Source organism: Aureivirga marina, from assembly GCF_015767265.1.
GTDB lineage: Bacteria > Bacteroidota > Bacteroidia > Flavobacteriales > Flavobacteriaceae > Aureivirga > Aureivirga marina.
Map to the genome: position 1 here is coordinate 444,573 of NZ_JADPIB010000002.1, position 21,544 is coordinate 466,116.

A 21,544-nucleotide genomic window follows, 5' to 3' on the forward strand; every position below is an offset into this window, starting at 1 on the left:
TTAATTGATTGGGAATGGAACATTAGGAATTTCGCCAGCTGTTTGTCTTGCTGGAGTAGGACGGTATTTTCTCGGTGTTTTTTCCGAAGGCGTTCTTTTGTATTCTTTCCACGAAATCGCCAGTTTTTCAAAACATTTTAGAATCTCAGCATCACGATAAAAACGACGTCCTCGCATTTCCGCATTGAAGAATCTTCCAAATTTTGACCAATCTTGCACATTTGGATTTTCTTTAAAAATTCTTTCAAATTCTTTTTTATATATTTTTTTTATTTCTTTATATAAATTATTAATATTAGTATTATTATATGTCGGAATTCTGTCCGATATCGGTTCGTTTATTTTTACAACCGAATCTTCTTTAAACGAAGTAGAGTTTGGAGCCAAAAAAACACTTTCACTAAAGTTTAATTTTGAATTTTCATAGGTAATTACAATCGGTTTTTCTACTGTTTCAACTTCTTTTTTAGGTTCAATTGGTGTTATTTCTTCTTTTTCGATTTCAACTACTTTAGGAGCTTCTTTTTTGATGTTTTGTGTCTTTTCTGGAGCATTTCTATCATTCCATTGTTCACCTTTTTCTGTAAGACACATCATATCCATATTTTCGTGTTTTACATAGTAAATAATTCCACGACGTTTTAACTCTTTTAAAACTCGATATACTGAATCAAAGAAATTGTCTTTTGCATTTTTCTTCTCTTTTTGTGGAAAGAGTACAGGAAGTTCATCTGCAATTTTTGCTCTCGAGATATAATAGAAAATCTTTCCACCAATTTGCATTCGTGATGCCCAAGAAGATGCTTGATTGATTAGATCAATAACGGATGCTTGTTTTAAATTGATTTCCCATTCTAGAGCTTTTACTTGATTGATTTGGATATTATAGCGCATTTTTAATGAATATTTTTAAAATAGGTGAGACATTATTTGGAAGAAAAACTAAAACCGCAACGAGTACGGTTTTAGAATTGGGAAGCACAAAAGTGTGTATAAAGAGCAACAAAACATTCGATACAAAAGAAGTATCTAACAACAAATGTTTTTTAATAATTTCTGGGTGATATACCTTTGATTTTAGGCAATACGATTCTGTTTGAAGTGTGGTTGGCTTCATAGAGATATGTTTTTTGAAAAGTGAAAAATGACGACCGCAACCACTCAGCCGCCATTTTTAAAAATGTCTTTATTTTCATAACGTGGTTGCAAATATAATTTTCAATTAGTTACTGTGTTTTTTCTGCCACTTTCGGAAACAATTCTGTATGTCCATCACAATTTTTAAATCCTCTTCGTCTTGCTTTTTTGCTTTCGCTTCGGATTCTTTGGCATTTACTGTGTCAAGAAACAGTTTCTGCTCTTCTTGTGATAATGAAAAGAATTGTTGCATGGCAGTATAAACTCCTACTGTCATATACTTCAGAACTTTTTTTCTTATATTTGCAACTGTCAGGGAGCAAATATAAATTGGTTAATTAATCAGTTTATAAAGCTTTTACAAACACTTAGAATTGGCGTTCTAAGTGTTTTTTTTTGCTTTATATGAACAAATATAATTAAATTTTATTTAAACCATAAAACTTTTTCATTTTTTTGATAAAATTTTTTAATGTTTTACATATATAAATATTATTTTTTTCATGAATAGATAGTAAAATCACCTTTGTAACTACATAAATAGGTCGTATATTTGTATTTATAGTACTATATTTGTAACTATATAAAACAACTATTAACATTTGTATTTATGTCAAAACAAACTGTGGTAATCCGTAACATCAAAGAGCTTTTAAAACAAGCTAATTTGAGTAATTTAAGATTTACTGAGATTACCAAAATAAAATATACTTCATTTAATAGCATAATGAATGGAACTCAAAAACCTTCATTAGAAATATTACAAGTTGTTTCAGAATATTTTAATGTTACCATTGATAGTTTACTTAATGATGATAGTTCCGAATTAGATTCAGATAATAAAAATTACACTAAGATTTCAAATGATGAAATCATCAGAATTAAAGAAGAAAATGAACTTCTTAAAGAGCATATCAAATATTTAAGAAAAGAGCTAGAGAGAATCAGAGAAGATAAAATGACCTTGACTGACGACGAAGTTGAAATCGCTAAAAAGCTCTTAAAAGACGATAAACATTTGACAGATATAATCGAAGAAATAGTGAATAAAGTAAAAAATAAAAAATCCTAGGATTAATATTACTAGGATTTTTTATTGGATAAAATCTTCATACCCAATTCATGTTTTATATTCTCTTTAATCATTTCTTTATCAGAAATTAAAACTGAATTCTTAATAATCTTCTCAACAAAGTTTAATTCTTTTTGCCTCTTTTGGTTTTTACTCTCTTTTTTCATTTTTGAAGGGTTTTTATATAACAAACTTCAAAAAAAATTTCGAACTCATTCGGAGTTAGTGATAGTTAGTAAGAGATTTTAATAGATAATGATAGTTAGTGTGAGTTAGTGATAGTTTCGAGTAGTTAATGATAGTTGTCTCTTTGGACAAAACTGGACAATTTTGGACAATCACAGCCAAATTTGGACAAAAGTGGACAAATACATCCTAAAGTGGACATTTTTGGACAAAATGGGATGAAGTTTTTTTGGGTTTTACGGGTTTCCTTAAATTTTTGTTGAGAAGGATTTATATTTTTGGTATAAATCAAATTTTTATTAAAAAGAAATGAAAGACAAAAGCTTAATAATTGGATATGATAATAATAAGAATAAAGTTGATATTGAGATATTAGAGAATTGGTTATCTAATATAGATAATCATCGTATTGATATTGCCAATTTAATATTTAATAGACTATACAACAGATATATTAAACCCTTTAAAAATAACTCAAAAGAAAATAAAAGTGGTTTTTTAATAATGGCTAGTTGTTGTTTGTTAATTGAATCCTACATGTCATTTAAAGTTCGTGAATTTTTATCTACACACAAGAAAAGTGCAAGATGTTTTGGTTATTTTTTTGTAACTGAAGAAAGATTTAAAATATTTTCTCAAGGAGGCTTAGATAAAAATCAATATTTAAATTTAGACAAAAAAGTATTATTCAAAGGCAAAGGAGTTCCTCAAAAATTTTATAAGGGAGTTAGATGTGGAATATTACACAATGGAGAAACTAAAAATAGTTGGAGAATCAGAAGAGATTCTAAAAAATTATTAAAAGTATCAAAAAATAAAAAGGTTATTAATGCAAATCTCTTTTTAGATGAATTACATGAAGTTTTAAAAGAATTCAGACAAACTTTAATTGATAATGAAAATACAAATTCTGAATTATGGAAAGTATGTATTCTCAGATTAGAAAAAATTATAAAAGATTCATAAATAAAAATATTTCTTCTAGAAAAATACAATCAATCACAGTCTAAAATGAACAATAGAGGATTTTAAAAACTTTAATATATCATATCCGGTTATCTACTGTTTTAAAAATAAAAGAAAATCAATTTCTTGATTACGGAATATTTTGGACAAAACTGGACAAATTTAGACTTTTTAATATTATCCTAGTATTTCCTCATTGGTTATTTTTGGACAAAAGTGGACAAACACAGACAAAAGTGGACATTTTTGGACAAAATGAGATATTTTTTTTTGGTTTTTACGGATTTTCGTAAAATTTTGTTGAAGAAATAGAAAAATATTTCAATGTGTGACAGAATCTAAAATTAATAATTATGAACTAAATAAAAGATCTAATAAAAATATATTAATATTTTTGCAAAAAATTAACACGAAAATGGAAGAAATAAAACTAGAGTATATAGTTATTTTTGAAAATAAGTCAACTTTTTGTACGGATATTAAAACGTTTAACAATTTATTAATGACGGATATTAATATAAAAGTTAATCGAAAAGAAATTCTATATAAAAATTTAAAAGTAAATTATAATAATTCTATAATAAAAAATAATAATCGTAGAATATTTGATATTACCTTTACTCTTAAAGACATTGATAAAATTGAACAATTCTCAGAATTTACTAAAGTATTTAGATCTTTAATTATTTATTTAAAAGGACATATTAACTTACAGAGAGATGAAGTATCTCATTATTATTCAAAATTAGCATATCCTAAAATAAATAAAATTGAAAATGTTCTTAGAAATCTAATCTCTAGGTTTATGATAATTAATGTAGGTACAAATTGGGAAGAAAACTATTTTCCAAAAGAAATCAGAAATACTATTAACAAAAAAAATATAAAAAATAAATATACGAGTGATTTACATAGTATTGATTTTATTGATCTTGCTGGATTTCTTTTTAATAAATATTCTACAAAAGAAAAATCTATAAGTCAATTAATAAAACTTATTGATTCAACTGAAGATATACAAAATTTAGATTTACAAAATTTAAAAGATCATACTCCCAAATCTAATTGGGAAAGACATTTTTCAAATTTAATAGATTCTGATGGAGATACTTTACAAACAAAATGGAAAAAGTTATATGAATTAAGGTGTTTAATTGCTCATAATAATATGTTAACTCATAATCAATTTCTTGAGGTTGATTCTTTAACAAATGAATTAAATATTGTATTTAAAAAAGCTATAGAAAGTTTAAAAGATATTTCTATAGAAAAAGAGGATATAGATTTATTATTTGAGGATTGGTGGAATGATTTAAATTATAAAAAGGATGAAATAATTATTATGTATAAATCTAAACCAAAAAAATATCTTTATCATCCTCCTAAATATAAGAAAAATCTATTCTTTATAAATAAAAATATAAATAGTTATTTCAATGAAAATGATGACATTGAAATTGATAACATTAAAATCAAAAACATTGAAATCGATAACATTGAAAATGATGACATTGAAATTGATGACATTGAAATTGATAACATTAAAATCAAAAACATTGAAATCGATAACATTGAAAATGATGACATTGAAAATGATAACATTGAAAATGATGACATTGAAAATGATGACATTGAAAACGAAAAAGAAAATTAAAAAAATTGTTAATTTCTCTAAGTTTAGAGAGCATTAAATTAACTAATTTTCAATTAAATAATTTAAATTTCATATTTAATTACTTTTTTGATGTTAATACTCTTATTTTAAAGTCTTTTTTAATTGTCATTGATAAAAATTGATTCTTTTAAAGAAATTTATAGTAGATAATAGAAAAACAAACCAAGCGTATTTCCTTAATATGATTGGTTTGTTTTTTTATTTAAAGATTTTTTTGGACAAAACTGGAAAATTACAGCCTAATATGGACAAAAGTTATTTTTTCTCCCAATCAAAAGTTATTTCTGGATAAAACTCTTTTGGTTCTACATTTAATTCACCTAATTCAAATAAAACTTTAGGTAGGTTTTTAAATAATTTATATTTCTCTATAAATTTAAAAGGTTCCTCATTCCAACTTTTCCCATGAGAACTTAAAGAATTATATAATAAAATTTCTAATTCAGGTTGTGATAATTGAGCTCTTAAAAGTTTAATATATTCATATTTTTCTATGTCACTCAATAAATCATTTTTATCTACAAATTTTATTGTTTGATTTAAATGTCTAAAATAATGACTGAGCCTTAATTGATGTCCGCCATACTTAACAAGATTAGTATTATATTTTGCTTTTTTATTATGTAGTATCTCTATAATTTTTGATAAATTTAATTCTTTAAGATTCATTTTTTCAAATTTATCTTGTAAGGTTGAGAGGGACGATTTAGAAACTCCATAATATAAAAAAAGAAAACTCACATTTATTACATCTTCTATTTTGAGATTATAATTATTCTTATGTGTCAAAATAAAAATCTCTTTGAAATGTTCCTTTAACTTTACAAAATAAGCTTGAGATTCTAAATATTCTTCTAATCTCGAATCTGGATTTTTATACTTCGGAAAACTTCTTACGTTTTCTCTATGAATTTTCAGCAATTCAAAAAATCTATTTTCAAACTGTTGTCTATCAAAATTTTCTTGTTGCTGTTTATTATTATTTTGAGAACGAATAATAGTATCATATAAAAAAATAATTCCTGCTAATGAAAATAATATTTTAATATAATTTTGATCAATTATATCTTCACTAAAACCTACTCCTCTTAAATGAAAAGCATTTTTTATTATAAATATTATTCCAACTACAACTAATAATGTTGCTAAACCTAAAGGGAAAGTCAAATTCTTTATTTGATTACATATTTTATTCTTTTTCATTTTGGATAATTCACAGCATTAAAATCACAAATCTAAATTATTCACATAATAAAAACAATTACAGAAAATAAATTTCTTGTTTACGGAAAATTTTGGACAATATTAGACAAATTTGGACAAACACAGCCAAAAGTGGACAAAATTGGACTTTTTAGTATAATTCTTAAGTTTGCCATTTTTCAAAAGTTTTATAGTAATTAATTTAAAACTATTTGAATATATAAAATGTATTTAAAGAAAAATCCTAAATTTCAAAAATATTTAAAAACTAAAAAATGCTAAAAGCTACATTCCAAAATATCAAAAGTCAATTAAGCGAATTGATTTCAGAATCTAAAGAATCTATACTTATTTCAGTTGCGTGGTTTACCAGTAAAGATTTACTCGGACAACTTGAAAATAAAGCTGAACAAGGATGTAAAGTTGAAATTATGGTAAGTGATCATTTTGAAAATAAAAGAATTTCCTTTAAAAATTTTCAAAAAAAAGGTGGTTCTATAAAAATACTGCCAACAAAAAGTGGTAAATTTTTACATGACAAATTTGCTGTTTTTGATAATAAAATTGTTGCATCTGGTTCTTATAATTGGACTAATTCTGCTGAATATTATAATCATGAAATTATAATAATTAGTGATGACAAAACACTTGTAAAACAATTTAATTTTAGATTTCAAAATCTTCAACGAATCGTAAAAGAATATGATGAACAAATACTCATAAATAATCAACTAATCAATAGAGATATAAAAGAAGAAGAATTTTCTAATCTTGAAAAAGATTTGGAACAAGATTTTGTTTCTACTATTAAAGAAGCTAATAAGCTTGGTGCAAAAATTAATTCAGAAATGGTTTTAGATTATATTCATCGTTATGGTGCTATTGGAGGAGCAACAAGACTTATAAACAAAGGAACTGAAAACCTTCAATCTGGTTTAATTAAATTATTTGAAATAAATAAACTTGATATTAGTTTTGAAAATATCATTTTAAAAGAAAAATATAAAGTTCTCTTTGATAAAAATACCATTGAAAATGCTGAAAAAAGATTAATTAAATTAAATTTCAAACCTTAACTTCAAAAGGTTAGAATTTCATAAATCAGTTTATTGATTTTAGTAATTTCTCTCCCTAGATTTCTTATTTTTGAACTCTCAAATTCTTATCTTCAAAAAAGATAGTTTTTGATATTAAAAGTGAGAAACTAAATCATTACAGAATTAAATAGAGCATCTATTTTTTAAGCAAAAAAAACAAATAAAATGGAAATCAACAAATTATCTTTAGGCCAATTGGAAAGTTGGTTGTGGGATTCTGCAAATATATTGAGAGGAAACATTGATTCTTCGGATTTTAAAAACTATATCTTTGGATTACTTTTCTTAAAACGTTCAAATGATATGTTTGAAGAAGAAGTAGAAAACTTGATGAAAGAAGAAGGTTATTCTAGAAAAGAAGCTGAAGAAGATTCGTATTTTCAACTTCCTGAAGAAGCCAAATGGGAAAACTTAAAAAAAGAAACGGAGAATATTGGTGTAACGCTAGACAAAGCTTTTGCTGCTATCGAACGTGAAAACCCTTCTCTAGAAAATGTAGTTACTACTACTAAATTTGGAGATAAAGAAAAATTATCAGATGATGTATTACAACGTTTACTACGTCATTTTAATATGCATTCGCTTCGAAACGATCATTTAGAATCTAACGATTTACTAGGTGCTGCTTACGAATATTTAATCAAACAATTTGCGGATGATGCAGGTAAAAAAGGTGGAGAATTCTATACGCCGAAAGGCGTGGTACAACTTATCGTACAATTGATCAAACCGCAACCTAAACAAAAAATTTATGACCCAACTTGTGGTTCTGGTGGAATGTTGATTGAAACTGCCAAATACATTGCCAAACAAGAAGGCGGAAAAGAAGAAAATGTAATTAATGTTTCGCTTGCTGGACAAGAAAAAAACTTGAGTACTTGGGCAATTGGTAAATTAAATATGATTCTTCATAATTTTGACGATGCCGACATCCAAAAAGGAGATACTTTAGTAAGCCCAAAACATAAAAATGAAGAAAATGAACTAATGCTTTTTGATCGTGTGATTGCCAATCCGCCTTTTTCGGATAAAGAATGGTGGACACCTGCGGAAGTAAATGTGGAAACCAAAGTAGGAAAAGACGGAAAAGAGAAAAAAGTAACGCCAAATTACACCAAAACAGTATCAGATCCTTTCGGACGTTTTCAATATGGTATTCCACCAAGAGGTTATGCAGATTTAGCTTTCTTGCAGCACATGATTTCTGTTTTAAAACAAGATGGAAAAGCGGGAGTGGTACTGCCGCATGGTACGCTTTTTAGAGGTTCTTCGGAAGCTAAAATTCGTAAGGCATTGCTAGAAAATGATTTGGTAGAAGGCATAGTTGGTTTGCCTAGTGCTTTGTTCTACAATACAGGAATTCCTGCTTCGGTTTGGATTATTAATAAAAACAAAACCGAAGCCCAAAAAGGAAACGTAAGCATTATTGATGCTAGTAGCGATTATAAAGAAGGAAAAAATCAAAACGAACTTTTAGAAACGCATATTGATAAAATTGTAAATGCCTACGATGCTGCGCAAGATGTAGATAAATACATGCGCATTGTACCGATTAGCGAAATTGAAGAAAACGATTTTAACCTAAATATTTCAAGATATATTGACACCAGCGAACCTGAACCTGAAGTAGATTTAGAAGCGGTACAAAAACAATTAGCCGAACTTAAAAGTGAAGAAGCTACAATTGATGCTAAATTATCTGGATTTTTAAAGGACTTGGGGATATGAGGGAAGGTTATAAAATGACAACGCTTGGGGAGATTCCTGTGGATTGGGAGGTTGTGAAGTTGGGGGAAGTTTCAGTTAATTATGATAACTTAAGAAAACCTTTAAAATCAAGTGATAGACAAAATATGCAAGGCTTATTTCCATATTATGGAGCTCAGGGAATAATTGACAGTATTAATAATTATATTTTTAGTGGAGAATATTTATTAATTGCTGAAGATGGAGAAAATGTAAAGTCTAGAAAATATGATATAGCATTAATAGCAAAAGGTCAATTTTGGGTAAATAATCACGCACACGTTATACTTAATAATGATAAATCTAACCTAGTATACTTGAAATATTATATCAATTTTATGGATATAAAACCATATGTTACAGGGTTAGCTCAACCTAAACTTAATAAAAATGCTCTTGAAAATTTACAAATCTCGCTCCCTCCTCTCCCAGAACAACAAAAAATAGCAGAAATCCTTAGTACGGTAGATGCCAAAATCGAAAATATTTCGAAGCAAATACAAGCCAACAAAGCACTTAAAAAAGGAATGATGCAGCGTTTGCTTAGCAAAGGTATTGGGCATAGTGCTTTTAAAAATTCACCTCTTGGGGAGATACCTTTGGGTTGGAAGGTTGTGAAGATTGAGGATATTGCGGATGTAACTTCAAGTAAACGAGTGCATAGAGCTGACTATACAAATTTAGGTATCCCTTTTTTTAGAGGAAAAGAAATTACTCAACTTTCTAAAGGTGAGGTTTTAGATAATATTGTATATATCAAAGAGGAAAAATTCAATGAATTAAAACAAAAATACGGAGCTCCATTAATGGGAGATATACTTATTTCAGCTGTTGGTACTATTGGGTCAATATATTTAATCAATAACGATAATGATTTTTATTTTAAAGATGGTAATCTAATTTGGTTGCGAGAAATATCTAATAAATTAAATAAAAAATACTTATCGCAATATCTTAAATCAAACGTTTTTCAAAAAATCATCGATAATATTTCGAGTGGTTCAAGTCAAAAAGCTCTTACTATTGTCAAATTTAAGAAACTAAACATTCCTATTCCTAACTTCCCAGAGCAACAAAAAATAGCAGAAATTTTAAGTAGTATGGATGCTAAAATAGAGGTTTTAGAGGCAAAAAAAGTACAGTATCAAGAACTTAAAAAAGGTTTGATGCAGCAGTTGCTTACGGGGAAAATCCGAGTAAATTCTTATATTTAAAGAATTTATAAAAATTTCTTATGGAAGAAAACAGTTATTTTGATAAAAAATCATTAAAACTTATAAAAGGAAAATCTGCAAATTGGGAAGAATTAGCTAAGGATTGTGTGGCATTTGCCAATGGAGTTGGAGGAGAAATACATATAGGTATAGAGGATGATCAATCTCTTCCAGCTTCAAATCAAAAGATAGAAAACTCTTTGATTGATAAAATCAATAAAATAATTCCACAATTAACAGTTAATGTTGCAATTCAATCAAGAAAGGAAGTTGCTGAAAATAAAGGAGAATATATCATCATTACTATTTTTAGGAGTAGTCAAACAATTGCTAGTACTACAAAAGGTAAATATTACATAAGAATAGGGGATGAATGTAGACCCTTAATGCCTGAAGATATGACTCGATTGGCTTCTGAAAAACAAGCCTTTATTTGGGAAGAAAGAGTTGTAAAAAAAATCCCAATTTCAGAAAGTGATTTTAAAAAAAGAGATTCAGTATTATCAGATATTTATCATTCTGAACGCGTAAAAAGTTTTGTAAAAGAAATGTCTCAAGAAGAATTAATGGAACATTATCTTTTTTCTTCTAATGGATTTCTTACAAATCTAGGAATTTTATGGTTTGGTTTACGAAAAGATAGAGCGCTACTTCATTATGCTCCTTCTGTACAGTTTATAAAGTATGATGAAAATGGCAATAAGGTTAATAAAATTGTTTGGGATGATTTTAATCAAAACCCTAAAGAGTTATTAAATGAAATTTTAGCTTTACCTGACTGGAAAGAATCTATTGAGATTTCGGATGGAATTTTCAGAAAAACAATTCCTAATTATGATATTGTAGTTATAAGAGAAATTATTGCAAATGCACTTGTTCATAGAGTATATACAATGAGAGGTGATATTTTTATAAACCTTTACCATGACAGATTAGAAATTCATTCTCCAGGAAGGTTGCCTTTAGGTGTTACACCTTCAAATATTATTGCAAAATCAGTTCAAAGAAACCAACATCTTTCAAAAGTTTTTCATGATTTAAAATTAATAGAAAAAGAAGGCAGTGGTTATGATAAAGTTTATGAAGTACAATTATTTAATGGAAAATTTGAACCTATAGTTGAAGAATGGGATGATAGAGTAGTTGTAACTTTAAAAAAGCAAATTATTAGTAATGAAGTTGCACGTTTAATGTCAAATGTGAATGAAAATTTTGGTTTAAATCAAAAAGAAATTATTGTTTTAGGATTAGTTGCTCAACATGGAAGTATTTTAGCTATAAAATTGTCCGAAAAATTATCTTTAAGAAATAATGACAACTTAAAACATTGGATTGGTAAATTGGTAACAAATGGCATCCTCTTGAGTAAAGGAAAAACAAAAGCAACACAATATTTCGTAAACCCTACTTTGTTAAAAGAATCCGAATTTAAAGGAAAAACAGATTTAAAACGTATTGAGCCTCACCGCTTAGAACATTTAATTTTAGAAGATATAAAAATATATGCTCCATGTTCTAAATCAGATATACATAAAAGAATTGGAGTAGAAATACATGAAAAAACTTTAAAACGAGCAATTGATAAGTTAATTGAAGAAAATAAAGTGATTAAAGAAGGTGAAAAAAAAGGGACAAAATACATTTTATCGGACAAAAACAAATAAATAACAATAAATGTCCAATAAAATGTCCGATAAAGTGTCTGATAAAACAAAAACAATGAATCAATCCCCAGAATACAATTATAGCGAACAACCAGCTATCGAATTATTTCAAAAAATGGGCTATCAATATGCAAAAGGTAGCCAGCTAGAAGAGCGAACAGAAATTACACAAATACTTTTAGAAGAACGCTTAAAAAAGGCAATTCAAAAAATCAATCCGTGGATTAATGAAATTAATTTACAAAAAGCATTTCAAGAAATTAGTTCTATAAACGGAAGCTCTTTGATGGAAATTAACCAAGAAGCGTGGAAATTAATTCGTGGTGGGAGTTTTCGTGTAAAACAAATCATCGAAGGAAAAGAAACTTATTTACCTGTTCATTTTATAGATTATGAAAATGCAGAAAACAATGATTTTTTGGTCGTAAATCAATTAAAGTTCCATGGTATAGCAGAACATTCCATTCCTGATTTAGTAGTTTTCGTGAATGGATTGCCTATTGGAATTATTGAATGTAAATCGCCTAAAGCACAAAACGCTTGGGATAAAGCTTTTTCAGATTTAAAATATTACCAAAAAAACTCCGAAAAACTATTTCATTTCAATCAGATTTGTTGTGGAATTTGGGAAGTTGGCGGAAAATATGGAGCCATAGAAGCACCAGAGCAATTTTATTCTGTTTTTAAAACAGCCAAAGACGAATCCCTAGATTTTTTAGGAGATTCGCCAAAAGAGCAAGATATTTTGCTGTATTCTCTTTTTAGAAAAGAACGTCTTTTGGATTTGATTCGTCATTTTGTAATCTTTGAATTGAACGAAGGAAAAACTATCAAAAAACTTCCGAGATATCAACAATTACGAGCAACCAATAAAACCATTCAAAAACTACAAGAAGGAGAAGGAGGTGTGGTTTGGCATACGCAAGGTTCAGGAAAATCAATTACCATGGCGTATGTTACCAGAAAACTACAAGCACCAGAATTTGGTTTTGATAATCCTACAGTTATCATTATGACTGATAGAAAAGATTTGGATAGACAGATTACAACTACTTTTCGAAATGTCGGTTTTAAAAATGTAAATCAAGCAAATTCTGTAGCACATCTAGATGGATTGTTACGAAATGATTATGGGACGATTATTACCACTACTCTACAGAAATTTCAAGAACCAGATCAAGAAAATACGACTTCTAACGATCAGACAGCAGTAGAAGAAAATGGTGATATAAGAATAGAAAAAGAAATAACCGAAACGACACTGACTAAAATTTACAAACAAAAAATAGATGGAAAATGGCAAGAAATCGATAGAGAAACGATACAACTAGAAAAGCTTTCTGCGAAAGAAAATTTATATATCCTGGTAGACGAAGCACACCGAAGTCATTATGGATTTTTAGCATCTTTTATGCGTACTGTATTACCAAAAGCAAATTTTATTGCATTTACAGGAACACCGATTTCCAAAGAAGACAAATCGACTTTGGGAGAATTTTATGGAGGAAATTATATTGATGTTTACACCATTAAAGAAGCTGTAGCAGATGGTGCTACGGTAGATTTGTTATACGATTCTGGAATTGCAAAACTATCGATTAAAAAAGAAGCATTAGAAGCAGAATTTGAAGAAAAATTTGGCGATGCATCTGAGGAAAAGAAAGACAAGCTTAAAAAAGATGCTTTAAAAAAATATCAAATTTCTTCAGAAAGAGTTGAATCTATTGGAAAACATATTGTAGATCATTTTAAAGAAAAAATATATCCTGATGGACACAAAGCCATGTTGGTTTGTAATGGTCGAGAAGCTGCAATTCGATACCAACAAATTTTACATCGATTAAAAGAAGAAGGTTATCATGATTTTGATTCGAAAGTGGTAGTGAGTTTAGGTTCGCCAAAATCAGATAAAATAGCGAGAGAATATCATGAAACAATGAGTTGGAATATAAAAAATCCGAATCATAAAAAACCTGTGTTTGTAGTTCCTACAGAGGATATTAAAGACGTTACAGAAGATTTTAAACTTCCTTTTGGAAACGAAGAAGAAACAGAAAAATCTGGAAAAAAGAAATATGACAATACTGCTTTTCTGATTGTGTCTGATATGCTATTGACAGGTTATGATGCTCCGATTGCCTCATGTTTGTATTTAGACAAACCTTTGAAAGAACATAATTTATTACAAGCTTTGGCCAGAGTTAATCGTTCCAGAAAAGGGAAAAATGCTGGTTTTATAGTAGATTATAGTGGAATTACAGAAGATTTAAAACATGCTATGAAAATTTTTTCTGGAGATGTGGTTGCAGAAGATATTTTGAAAGATTTAAATGAAGAATTACCGAAGTTAGAGTTAAATCATACCAAGCTTGTTTCTTTATTTAAACCCATAAAAATAGACAGGAATTATCAGCGAGATGAATTTATAGACAGAGCCATCCGATTTATTGAACCTTTGGACATTCGAGATGAATTTAAAGATTTACTGAAGCAATTTAACAAATCTGTAAATCTAGTATTGCCCAATGAAAAAGCAATGAAATATCAGAGTGATTTTAAACTATTCAATGAATTAAAAATAAGAGCTAAAAATGCTTTTCCAGAAGATGAAGAATTAAAAATCACCAAAGACGAAAGTAAAATGTTACAAGAAATAATTGATGAGCATTTGAAATCTAATGGAGTTCAGAATTTATTCAACGAACCTATTTCAATTATAGATAGAGAAAAATTTGAGGAAGAATTAACCAATACCTCTCCTGCTACAAAAGAATTGAAAATGCGAAATAATTTAAAGCATACCATCAAAGTTGGAATAGATAAAAACCCTGATTTTTATAAACCTCTAGCGGAAAGATTAGAACAATTACTAAAAGAAAAAGAAGCAAATCAGATTACGCAAGCACAGTTATTATTCGCTTTTGGAGAAATTCAAAATCAAATTATAAACGAGCGAAAAGAAGGAGAAAATAAAGGATTTGTTACTGTGCAAGAAATTGCTTTATTTAATTCCATGAAAACTATTTTTGCAGAAGAAGCAGAAGAAAAAACAAGAACCTTTTTTGACGAAATCCAAGCACAATTAAATATCATTGGTTGGGAAAGCAAAGGACGAGTTCTGAAAAAAATTGAAAATAAATTAATGCGAGTTCTAAAATTAAAGTTAGAACATGAAGATGCGAAAGAAAAGATGAGGGAAATGATAGACGTATTAAAGAAAAATAAAAATGCCTAGTGTAGAATATGGAAATAAGACAATAGAATATATCTTTCAAGAGCAAAAAGATTTGAATACACATTATATCAGTGTGGAAAAGCATACTGGTGTTGTGTTGAAAGGAAGTTTTCTGGAAGAAGAACAGCAAAAATATTTGATTTTAAAAAAAGCACGTTGGATTTTAAATAAGCTAGCCTTGGTAAAATCTATAGATACTGACACGATTGTAACAGGTTCTAGAATGCAATATTTGGGAAGAAAATATTATGTGCAACTTATTTTGGATAATGATTTGAAAAAAATCAAAATTTCTTTTACGGAATCTATATTTCAAGTCTATTTACCTGAAAATTTAAATACACAAGAGAATTTACAAAAGGCTTTTAATAAATTTTTGAATGCAAAAGCAGTAGAAAAAATAACGCCTAGAGTAAAAAAATGGGTTAAAAAAACAGGATTAGAATTCCAACAATTAAAATTCAGAAAACTAGAAAAACGTTGGGGAAGCTGTACACCTTCTAATACTATTATTTTAAATTTTGATGCAATTCAATTGCCATATAGTTTAATTGATTATTTAATTGTTCATGAATTGGTTCACACAAAAATTAAAAATCATTCCAAAGAATATTGGGCAGAAGTTGCAAAATATATTCCTAATTTTCTGCAATTAGATGCTAAAATGGATGATATGAAGTTGTGAGAAATAAATTATAAATAAAATGTCAATAAAATTAAATGACTTATTACACTTAGAAAACCTAAGTAATGTAAAAATAAAATTAAATGTTTCAAATGGTCATGAAGACCCATTTGATTTGTATAAAAACAAACATTCCGACTTATTAGCTTGGCAATTTTGGAATCGCTCAAAAAAGATTTATAAGGTTGGACAAATTGCTATTGGATTAGTTCGAATAAAAGGAAATAAATGGCTCCTATTTGATATCAGTAGAATAACAAAAGATCTTAATATTTTTGAAGGAGTTGGTTATGAATATGAAACTATCAAAAAATATGAAAAATACTTTGGAAGGTTAATTATTCATTTTGAGAATAATGCTCAACAAATGGCTAGAAAGGCAGAAAGCATTATAGATGATTGTTTTGTTTCTCAAATTCTGGAAGATACTTATGACGAAGATTTATTTCCTGGATATGAAAATGTAAATTTATCATGGAAAGAATTGAAGAGAGTTTTAAATAAAAATACTTGGAAAACTGCATTAGAAAATCAAAAAGGGATCTACCTTATTACAGATAAATCTAATGGAAAAAAATATGTAGGTGCAGCTTATGGAAATTCTATGCTACATGGTCGTTGGTCTAATTATATATATAATGGCCATGGAGGAAACACACAATTAAAAAAATTAGACATTGAACATATCAAAGAACACTTCTCCTACTCTATTTTAGATATTTTCAAATCTACTGTAGATGATAAAATTATATTAAATCGTGAAACTTTTTGGAAAAGAACTCTATTAACTAGAGATTTTGGATATAATTCAAATTAAAAACTACACCTAATATTTGAAATATTAGGTGTAGTTTTGGTTTACTTTCTTATTCCTTCAATAATTTCAATAAATTCTTTTTTATCTGATTCTTTCAAAATCTCCATAAATAACTTAATTTTATTTATAAGTAAAGAATCTAAACCATCTAAATATTTATTGAATTGTTCTATATCATTTACATCTATTTTCAATTCATCTTTATTTAATATTTTAGTAAATTTCCCAGACTGCCCAATTTTAAAATCTACATTAATAATTAAATTATATTTTCCTTTAGTCAATGTGTCTTGCCTATCTATATAAGTAACTATTCCTTCTCCTAAAGTATCTAAGTATACTTTTTGATTTATATATAAATCATCTTTTTGAATATTGGATAGATAATTAAAATCACTATTAGAATCCTGATTAAAAAAGTCATTGTAGTTTCCTTCCGATATTTTTAATAATCTTTCAGAAATCACATCTAAATATTCTAAATCTTGAATTTTTTTCCATTTATCTGGAATTATATTCTGCCCATATAAAGCACCTAATAATCCCCCTGTAAATGCAGCAATACTATCAGTATCTATTCCTAAAAAATTTACAGGTTTCTCTAATGATTTTTGAGGTGAATCGAAATATTTACATAAAAAATAAATTCCAGCTACAACAGTCGAAATACCAGAGCCCTTTGTTTCTTTATCAAAACATCCTAGAGATTTTAAAACTTCTAAATCAATAGGCTCACTTATTAAATATCTATAAATTATTCTTAAGTATTCTTGAGTTTCATCTAATGTCTTTTGATATAATTCTCTAAAATTTATTTCATATTTAGAATTCCATTTCATCTCCCAATCAAAAAACTCTTCTTCAAGTAAATATTTTATAGAATATTTTGAATGCATATCCTTTCCTAGTTCTATCAAAAATGTATTAAAAGAAAAGCTATCCTCTCTATAAAGCAGAATTGTATTTATTGCATCCCCATATAAAATTGCTCCTATAATAGCCCTTGGATGACCATGAGTAATAATACTATTTTTAAATATTTCTTTTTTTATTTTTTCAAAATCTCCAAAATTTGCTAATGCAATTGGTAGAATTCTCATTGCAGCACCATTTGCACCACAATCTCTGTAGTCTATATTATTAGTATTAATTTTAAATTTAAAGAAGTTATCATTCCATTTAGCAGATTTTCTTTGAATCATTTTTGCTGCATTCTTTACTGTTCTACCTGCACCTCTTGAATATAATAACCAATTTGGTAATTCAAATTTAGAGAAATACTCATTATCAACATCTCCTCCATTTTTTATTGACCTTGCAACACTTAAAACAAGTTGTGTATCATCAGAATATGAACCTTCTTTAATTTCATCTACATATCCATTAAATTTACCTCCTACTTTTTTTTCCCAATTATAAAAAGTCTTTATTTCTTCTACATTATATTTTTCTTTTAAACTTTGTTTATTATTTTCAAACTCAGTAATCCACCCTAAAGCATCTCCAATAGCTGCTAGCTTGATACTTCCTTTATATTTTGTTATAGGTTTCATATATTTCTATTTGGTGAAAATATTTGATTATCAACAATAAAATTGCTTGTATCAAATTCTGACATTGCTGCTCTAGCTTCTGCCAGTTTTTCTTCTGATTCAAAACAAACTTCGATAATATTATCAATAAAAATTTCATCTTTAACCAAAACTTCTGCCTGAATATCAGTTGGATATTTATCTTTAATTAAATTTCTATTAATTACTCGCTTATCTTGAATAGATATATTTTCTTTAAACATTAACTTAAATTTATCTATGTCATTTGATATACCATATTGATATTTAGCTGAAGAAGATGCTGCATTAGTTACAGAGAAAAGAGTGTCATTAATGTATACATATTTTGGATCAATTTTTAATATACACCATGTAATAAAATCATCTTTTGTTTTTTCTTTAAATTTTTTTAAAAGAAATGTATTTGGTGAAGAAATAGATAAATTTATATAATTTTTATCATCATATCTTATATTGTCTGTAAATTGAGCATAATCTAAAATATCTGAAACCTTAATATCCAAACTTTCTAGTTTAGCTCTGCTCAACAATTTTCTGTTTTCTAAAATACTATATAAATTAATAGTTGGAGTAAAATGAATTAAATATTCAATTTTTCTTTTTTTTATTTCTTCTTTGAATTCTATATAATTTTCTTTCAACATTCAATTAAATATTTTGAGTTATAGAAATATTATCTATCAAATCTTCATCTATCTCATCTAAATATCTAGAAAAATTTAAAATATTACTACTTAATAAAAATAGTTTATTTTTTGCTCTAGTCATACAAGTATATAATAATCTTCTCTCAGTTGAAATATGAAATTCATCATTATCATCTATAAATCCCTCATTACTTGGAATTATATCATCATTTAAATCAGTTATAAATACATTATTAAACTCTAAACCTTTAATTGAAGACATTGTACATAACTTAATATTTGTACTATTATAGTCTACTCCATCTTTAGATTTAATTAATTCAGTTGGAAATCCATTTTGATTTAAAAAATATCTTAATTGATTAACTCCCTTATTATTCCTATGTAAAATAACTGTACTATTTAAATCATCTTTTTCTTTTAAATCTGTAAGTTGCGATTCTAAATATTCAAATTGTTCATCATATGTTGAGAACACTCCCAATATTGGTTTTTTACCTTTTCTATATGAATATTCAATTTCTGTAAAATCTTCTCTATCTTCTTCTTTATCTAATAGTGAATTAGCTGCTTTTGCTATTTCAATTGTATTTCTATAATTTTTTTTGAAAGATTTAGACCTACCTCTTAATTCTAATCCAACTTCTTTCCAAGTAAAACCACTTTTATAAATTCTTTGAGCTGCATCAGCAATAATCGACAAACTATTAGTTTCAGACGAAACTAATTTTGAAATAGTTAGAATTTGAGCTTTATTTAAATCTTGTGCTTCATCAATAATGATATGAGTAAATGGTTTTTGAAAATTTGATATTGAATTTATTTTCTTTAAAGCTAATAATGCATAATCATCAAAATCATAATTACCTTTGGCTTTTAATATTGAATTATATTTTTCATAAACAATCCAAACAAATTCTTTATCTTTTTTTGTAACACGATCTGTTGTTCCTCTACCTACCCTTGAAGATTCAATATATTCACTTTTATTTAAAAATACTTTTCCTTTCATCCACGATATTTCTTCTTGAAAAAATTCTGGACTTTTTTTCAAAATATTGGAATTTAGATAATTTAAACTAAGTAAAATCTCTTTAATAATATCAATTTGTTGATTTTGAAATAAAGTTTTTCCAAAAGGTAAATTAAGAAATTTAAATGCCCAACTATGAAAATTAATAACTTGAATATCTAAACCAATTGGAGATCTTTTTATTAATTCATCACTATCCTTTTGATATCCTCCATTTATATATGGCTTAACTGCATTGATATATTCTGCAAGTGTTTTATTAAAAGTAAAAATTATTACTTTAGCTTTATTAAATAAGTTTTGTTGGGTCTCTAATAGATGTTTTGCTCTATAAAGTGCAACAGTAGTTTTTCCACTTCCTGCTACTCCTTTTATTTGAATAGGGTTTTTAGGTGGTAAAAATAATATTTGTTTTTGTTCTCCTGTTAATGTGATTTTTTTCAGCATTTTGTAATTTTTTAAATTTAGTGTTCTAAAGTATTAAAACTGAACATTGAAATTTTACGGGTTCCCGTAAAATCAATTATTTAATTAAAAAAACATCACGTAAAAGAGCACAAAAAAACATATCTTTATATTAATCAATCAAAAAATACATATTGATTAACAGCTAGTTATAATAAATATTCTTATTTTATTCTTTTGAGGGGCTCGTATCCTAGCGGATGTGCAGGTTCAAATCCTGTTGTGTGCACTTTTTCAAAATTATTCAGGGAAATAAGAAAACATTGATAATCACTGGCTTTTATCAATATTTTAGTAATGAAGAATTTCGAAAAACAAATTAAATCATCTTCCTGCAAAGGCAATTAATAAAAACATATGATTTATTTATTTGAAGAAATTTCCAAAAAAAATCTTTCAGCATATAATTATAATAATTACAGAAAAATATATTTGTCTTTAACAAATCAAATGATGCAAGATGAAATTTTAGATAAAAACTTCATGATAGGTATTGAAAAACTACCTGAAAAACCAGTGAAAAAATGAAAGCTTAACAGATGATCAAGTGGAGAAACTAAAAAATTATCTTCAAGAAAATGACACTTATCTCCTAACCTATATTCAATTTCTTACTTATTCTTTTTTAAGACCAATTGAAATTACCAGGATAAAAATTGGTGATATAAATTTAAAGGAAAGAACAATCAAAGTTCAAACTAAAACCGAGAAGATTTCTATAATTTATATCATAGATAAGTTGATGGAATTAATTGAAAAAATGGATATTCAAAATTATCCAGATGATTATTATTTATTTTCGAAAAGTGAAAAACCTGATTCTTGGATAACAACTAGAGAAAAATCAAAGGCTGATTTCTTTTCTTACCGATTTTTAAAAGTTAAAAGAGATTTGAATTTAGGTGATAATTATGGAATTTATTCCTTTAGACATACTTTTATTAAAAACTTATATTTTTCATTTTTAAATCAAGGCTTACCTCCTATTGATGCTAAGAATAAACTAATCACGATTACAAGACATACAACTATAAAAACTTTAGATAATTATTTAAGAAATATTGGAGCTTATCTTCCAGAAGATTATTCTAAAGATTTTACTATTGATTTTTAATAACAAAAAGCTCC

The 21,544-nt window shown here is 27.0% G+C and carries 18 protein-coding genes and 1 pseudogene; 12 read left to right on the forward strand and 7 right to left on the reverse strand.

The features are described from left to right. Positions 1-894 carry a hypothetical protein gene (locus I1A51_RS06195; RefSeq protein WP_196892133.1) on the reverse strand — a complete coding sequence of 298 codons (894 nt, stop codon included), beginning with the start codon at positions 892-894 and terminating at the stop codon, positions 1-3. A 328-nt stretch (positions 895-1,222) separates the two neighbouring features. Beyond that, entirely contained in the window at positions 1,223-1,414 is a 192-nt protein-coding gene (locus I1A51_RS06200) for a hypothetical protein (RefSeq protein WP_196892134.1), read from the reverse strand. 333 nt (positions 1,415-1,747) lie between these two features. Here I1A51_RS06200 and I1A51_RS06205 point away from each other — a divergent pair, with 333 nt between their 5' ends. Continuing rightward, a complete protein-coding gene (locus tag I1A51_RS06205) occupies positions 1,748-2,209 on the forward strand; it encodes a helix-turn-helix domain-containing protein (protein WP_196892136.1) in 462 nt (153 codons plus the stop codon). 11 nt (positions 2,210-2,220) lie between these two features. Here the strand turns inward: I1A51_RS06205 and I1A51_RS06210 are convergent, their stop codons facing one another. Further along, on the reverse strand, positions 2,221-2,376 hold the full coding sequence (locus I1A51_RS06210) for a hypothetical protein (RefSeq protein ID WP_196892137.1): 156 nt from the start codon (positions 2,374-2,376) through the stop codon (positions 2,221-2,223). Positions 2,377-2,704: 328 nt separating this feature from the next. Between I1A51_RS06210 and I1A51_RS06215 the strand changes: the two genes are divergently transcribed. Beyond that, the gene (locus I1A51_RS06215; RefSeq protein ID WP_196892138.1) at positions 2,705-3,361 is read left to right on the forward strand and encodes a hypothetical protein; all 657 of its coding nucleotides are present in this window, start codon (positions 2,705-2,707) and stop codon (positions 3,359-3,361) included. Between the two features lie 415 nt (positions 3,362-3,776). Next, complete coding sequence (locus I1A51_RS06220; protein ID WP_196892139.1) at positions 3,777-5,015, forward strand: HEPN domain-containing protein; 1,239 nt, start codon at positions 3,777-3,779, stop codon at positions 5,013-5,015. Positions 5,016-5,291: 276 nt separating this feature from the next. Here I1A51_RS06220 and I1A51_RS06225 read toward each other — a convergent pair whose 3' ends face one another. Beyond that, positions 5,292-6,239, reverse strand: coding sequence for a putative phage abortive infection protein (locus tag I1A51_RS06225; protein ID WP_196892140.1), 948 nt, complete (start codon positions 6,237-6,239; stop codon positions 5,292-5,294). Positions 6,240-6,514: 275 nt separating this feature from the next. Here I1A51_RS06225 and I1A51_RS06230 point away from each other — a divergent pair, with 275 nt between their 5' ends. From I1A51_RS06230 to I1A51_RS06260, 7 genes are all read left to right on the forward strand, one after another. Further along, positions 6,515-7,315 (forward strand): phospholipase D-like domain-containing protein, encoded by an 801-nt coding sequence (locus tag I1A51_RS06230; RefSeq protein WP_196892141.1) that lies wholly within the window; start codon positions 6,515-6,517, stop codon positions 7,313-7,315. 186 nt (positions 7,316-7,501) lie between these two features. Then, positions 7,502-9,064 (forward strand): type I restriction-modification system subunit M, encoded by a 1,563-nt coding sequence (locus tag I1A51_RS06235; protein WP_196892143.1) that lies wholly within the window; start codon positions 7,502-7,504, stop codon positions 9,062-9,064. Beyond that, positions 9,061-10,296, forward strand: coding sequence for a restriction endonuclease subunit S (locus tag I1A51_RS06240; protein ID WP_196892144.1), 1,236 nt, complete (start codon positions 9,061-9,063; stop codon positions 10,294-10,296). Before I1A51_RS06235 ends, I1A51_RS06240 begins: the two co-directional genes overlap by 4 nt. Before the next feature lie 20 nt (positions 10,297-10,316). Next, positions 10,317-11,960: an ATP-binding protein gene (locus tag I1A51_RS06245; protein ID WP_196892146.1), complete on the forward strand. Its 1,644-nt coding sequence runs from the start codon at positions 10,317-10,319 to the stop codon at positions 11,958-11,960. Between the two features lie 22 nt (positions 11,961-11,982). After that, positions 11,983-15,195 carry a type I restriction endonuclease subunit R gene (locus I1A51_RS06250; protein ID WP_231373972.1) on the forward strand — a complete coding sequence of 1,071 codons (3,213 nt, stop codon included), beginning with the start codon at positions 11,983-11,985 and terminating at the stop codon, positions 15,193-15,195. Further along, a complete protein-coding gene (locus I1A51_RS06255) occupies positions 15,188-15,880 on the forward strand; it encodes a M48 family metallopeptidase (RefSeq protein WP_196892148.1) in 693 nt (230 codons plus the stop codon). The genes I1A51_RS06250 and I1A51_RS06255 overlap by 8 nt, the downstream gene beginning before the upstream one ends. A 19-nt stretch (positions 15,881-15,899) precedes the next feature. Beyond that, complete coding sequence (locus I1A51_RS06260; protein ID WP_196892150.1) at positions 15,900-16,697, forward strand: GIY-YIG nuclease family protein; 798 nt, start codon at positions 15,900-15,902, stop codon at positions 16,695-16,697. Positions 16,698-16,738: 41 nt separating this feature from the next. On the opposite strand, the gene I1A51_RS06265 is transcribed toward I1A51_RS06260, so the two are convergent. The 3 genes from I1A51_RS06265 to I1A51_RS06275 are packed head-to-tail and all read right to left on the reverse strand — an operon-like array spanning position 16,739 to position 20,398. Further along, positions 16,739-18,250 carry an ADP-ribosylglycohydrolase family protein gene (locus tag I1A51_RS06265; protein ID WP_196892152.1) on the reverse strand — a complete coding sequence of 504 codons (1,512 nt, stop codon included), beginning with the start codon at positions 18,248-18,250 and terminating at the stop codon, positions 16,739-16,741. After that, the gene (locus I1A51_RS06270) at positions 18,247-18,912 is read right to left on the reverse strand and encodes a DarT ssDNA thymidine ADP-ribosyltransferase family protein (RefSeq protein ID WP_231373973.1); all 666 of its coding nucleotides are present in this window, start codon (positions 18,910-18,912) and stop codon (positions 18,247-18,249) included. The genes I1A51_RS06265 and I1A51_RS06270 overlap by 4 nt, the downstream gene beginning before the upstream one ends. Positions 18,913-18,919: 7 nt before the next feature. Next, a complete protein-coding gene (locus I1A51_RS06275) occupies positions 18,920-20,398 on the reverse strand; it encodes a 3'-5' exonuclease (protein ID WP_196892156.1) in 1,479 nt (492 codons plus the stop codon). A 375-nt stretch (positions 20,399-20,773) separates the two neighbouring features. On the opposite strand from I1A51_RS06275, the gene I1A51_RS06280 reads away from it, so the two are divergent. Beyond that, complete coding sequence (locus I1A51_RS06280; RefSeq protein WP_196892158.1) at positions 20,774-20,944, forward strand: hypothetical protein; 171 nt, start codon at positions 20,774-20,776, stop codon at positions 20,942-20,944. Positions 20,945-20,957: 13 nt separating this feature from the next. Further along, positions 20,958-21,530: pseudogene (locus I1A51_RS06285) on the forward strand (tyrosine-type recombinase/integrase); the annotation flags it as partial. Between the last annotated feature and the right edge of the window lie 14 nt (positions 21,531-21,544).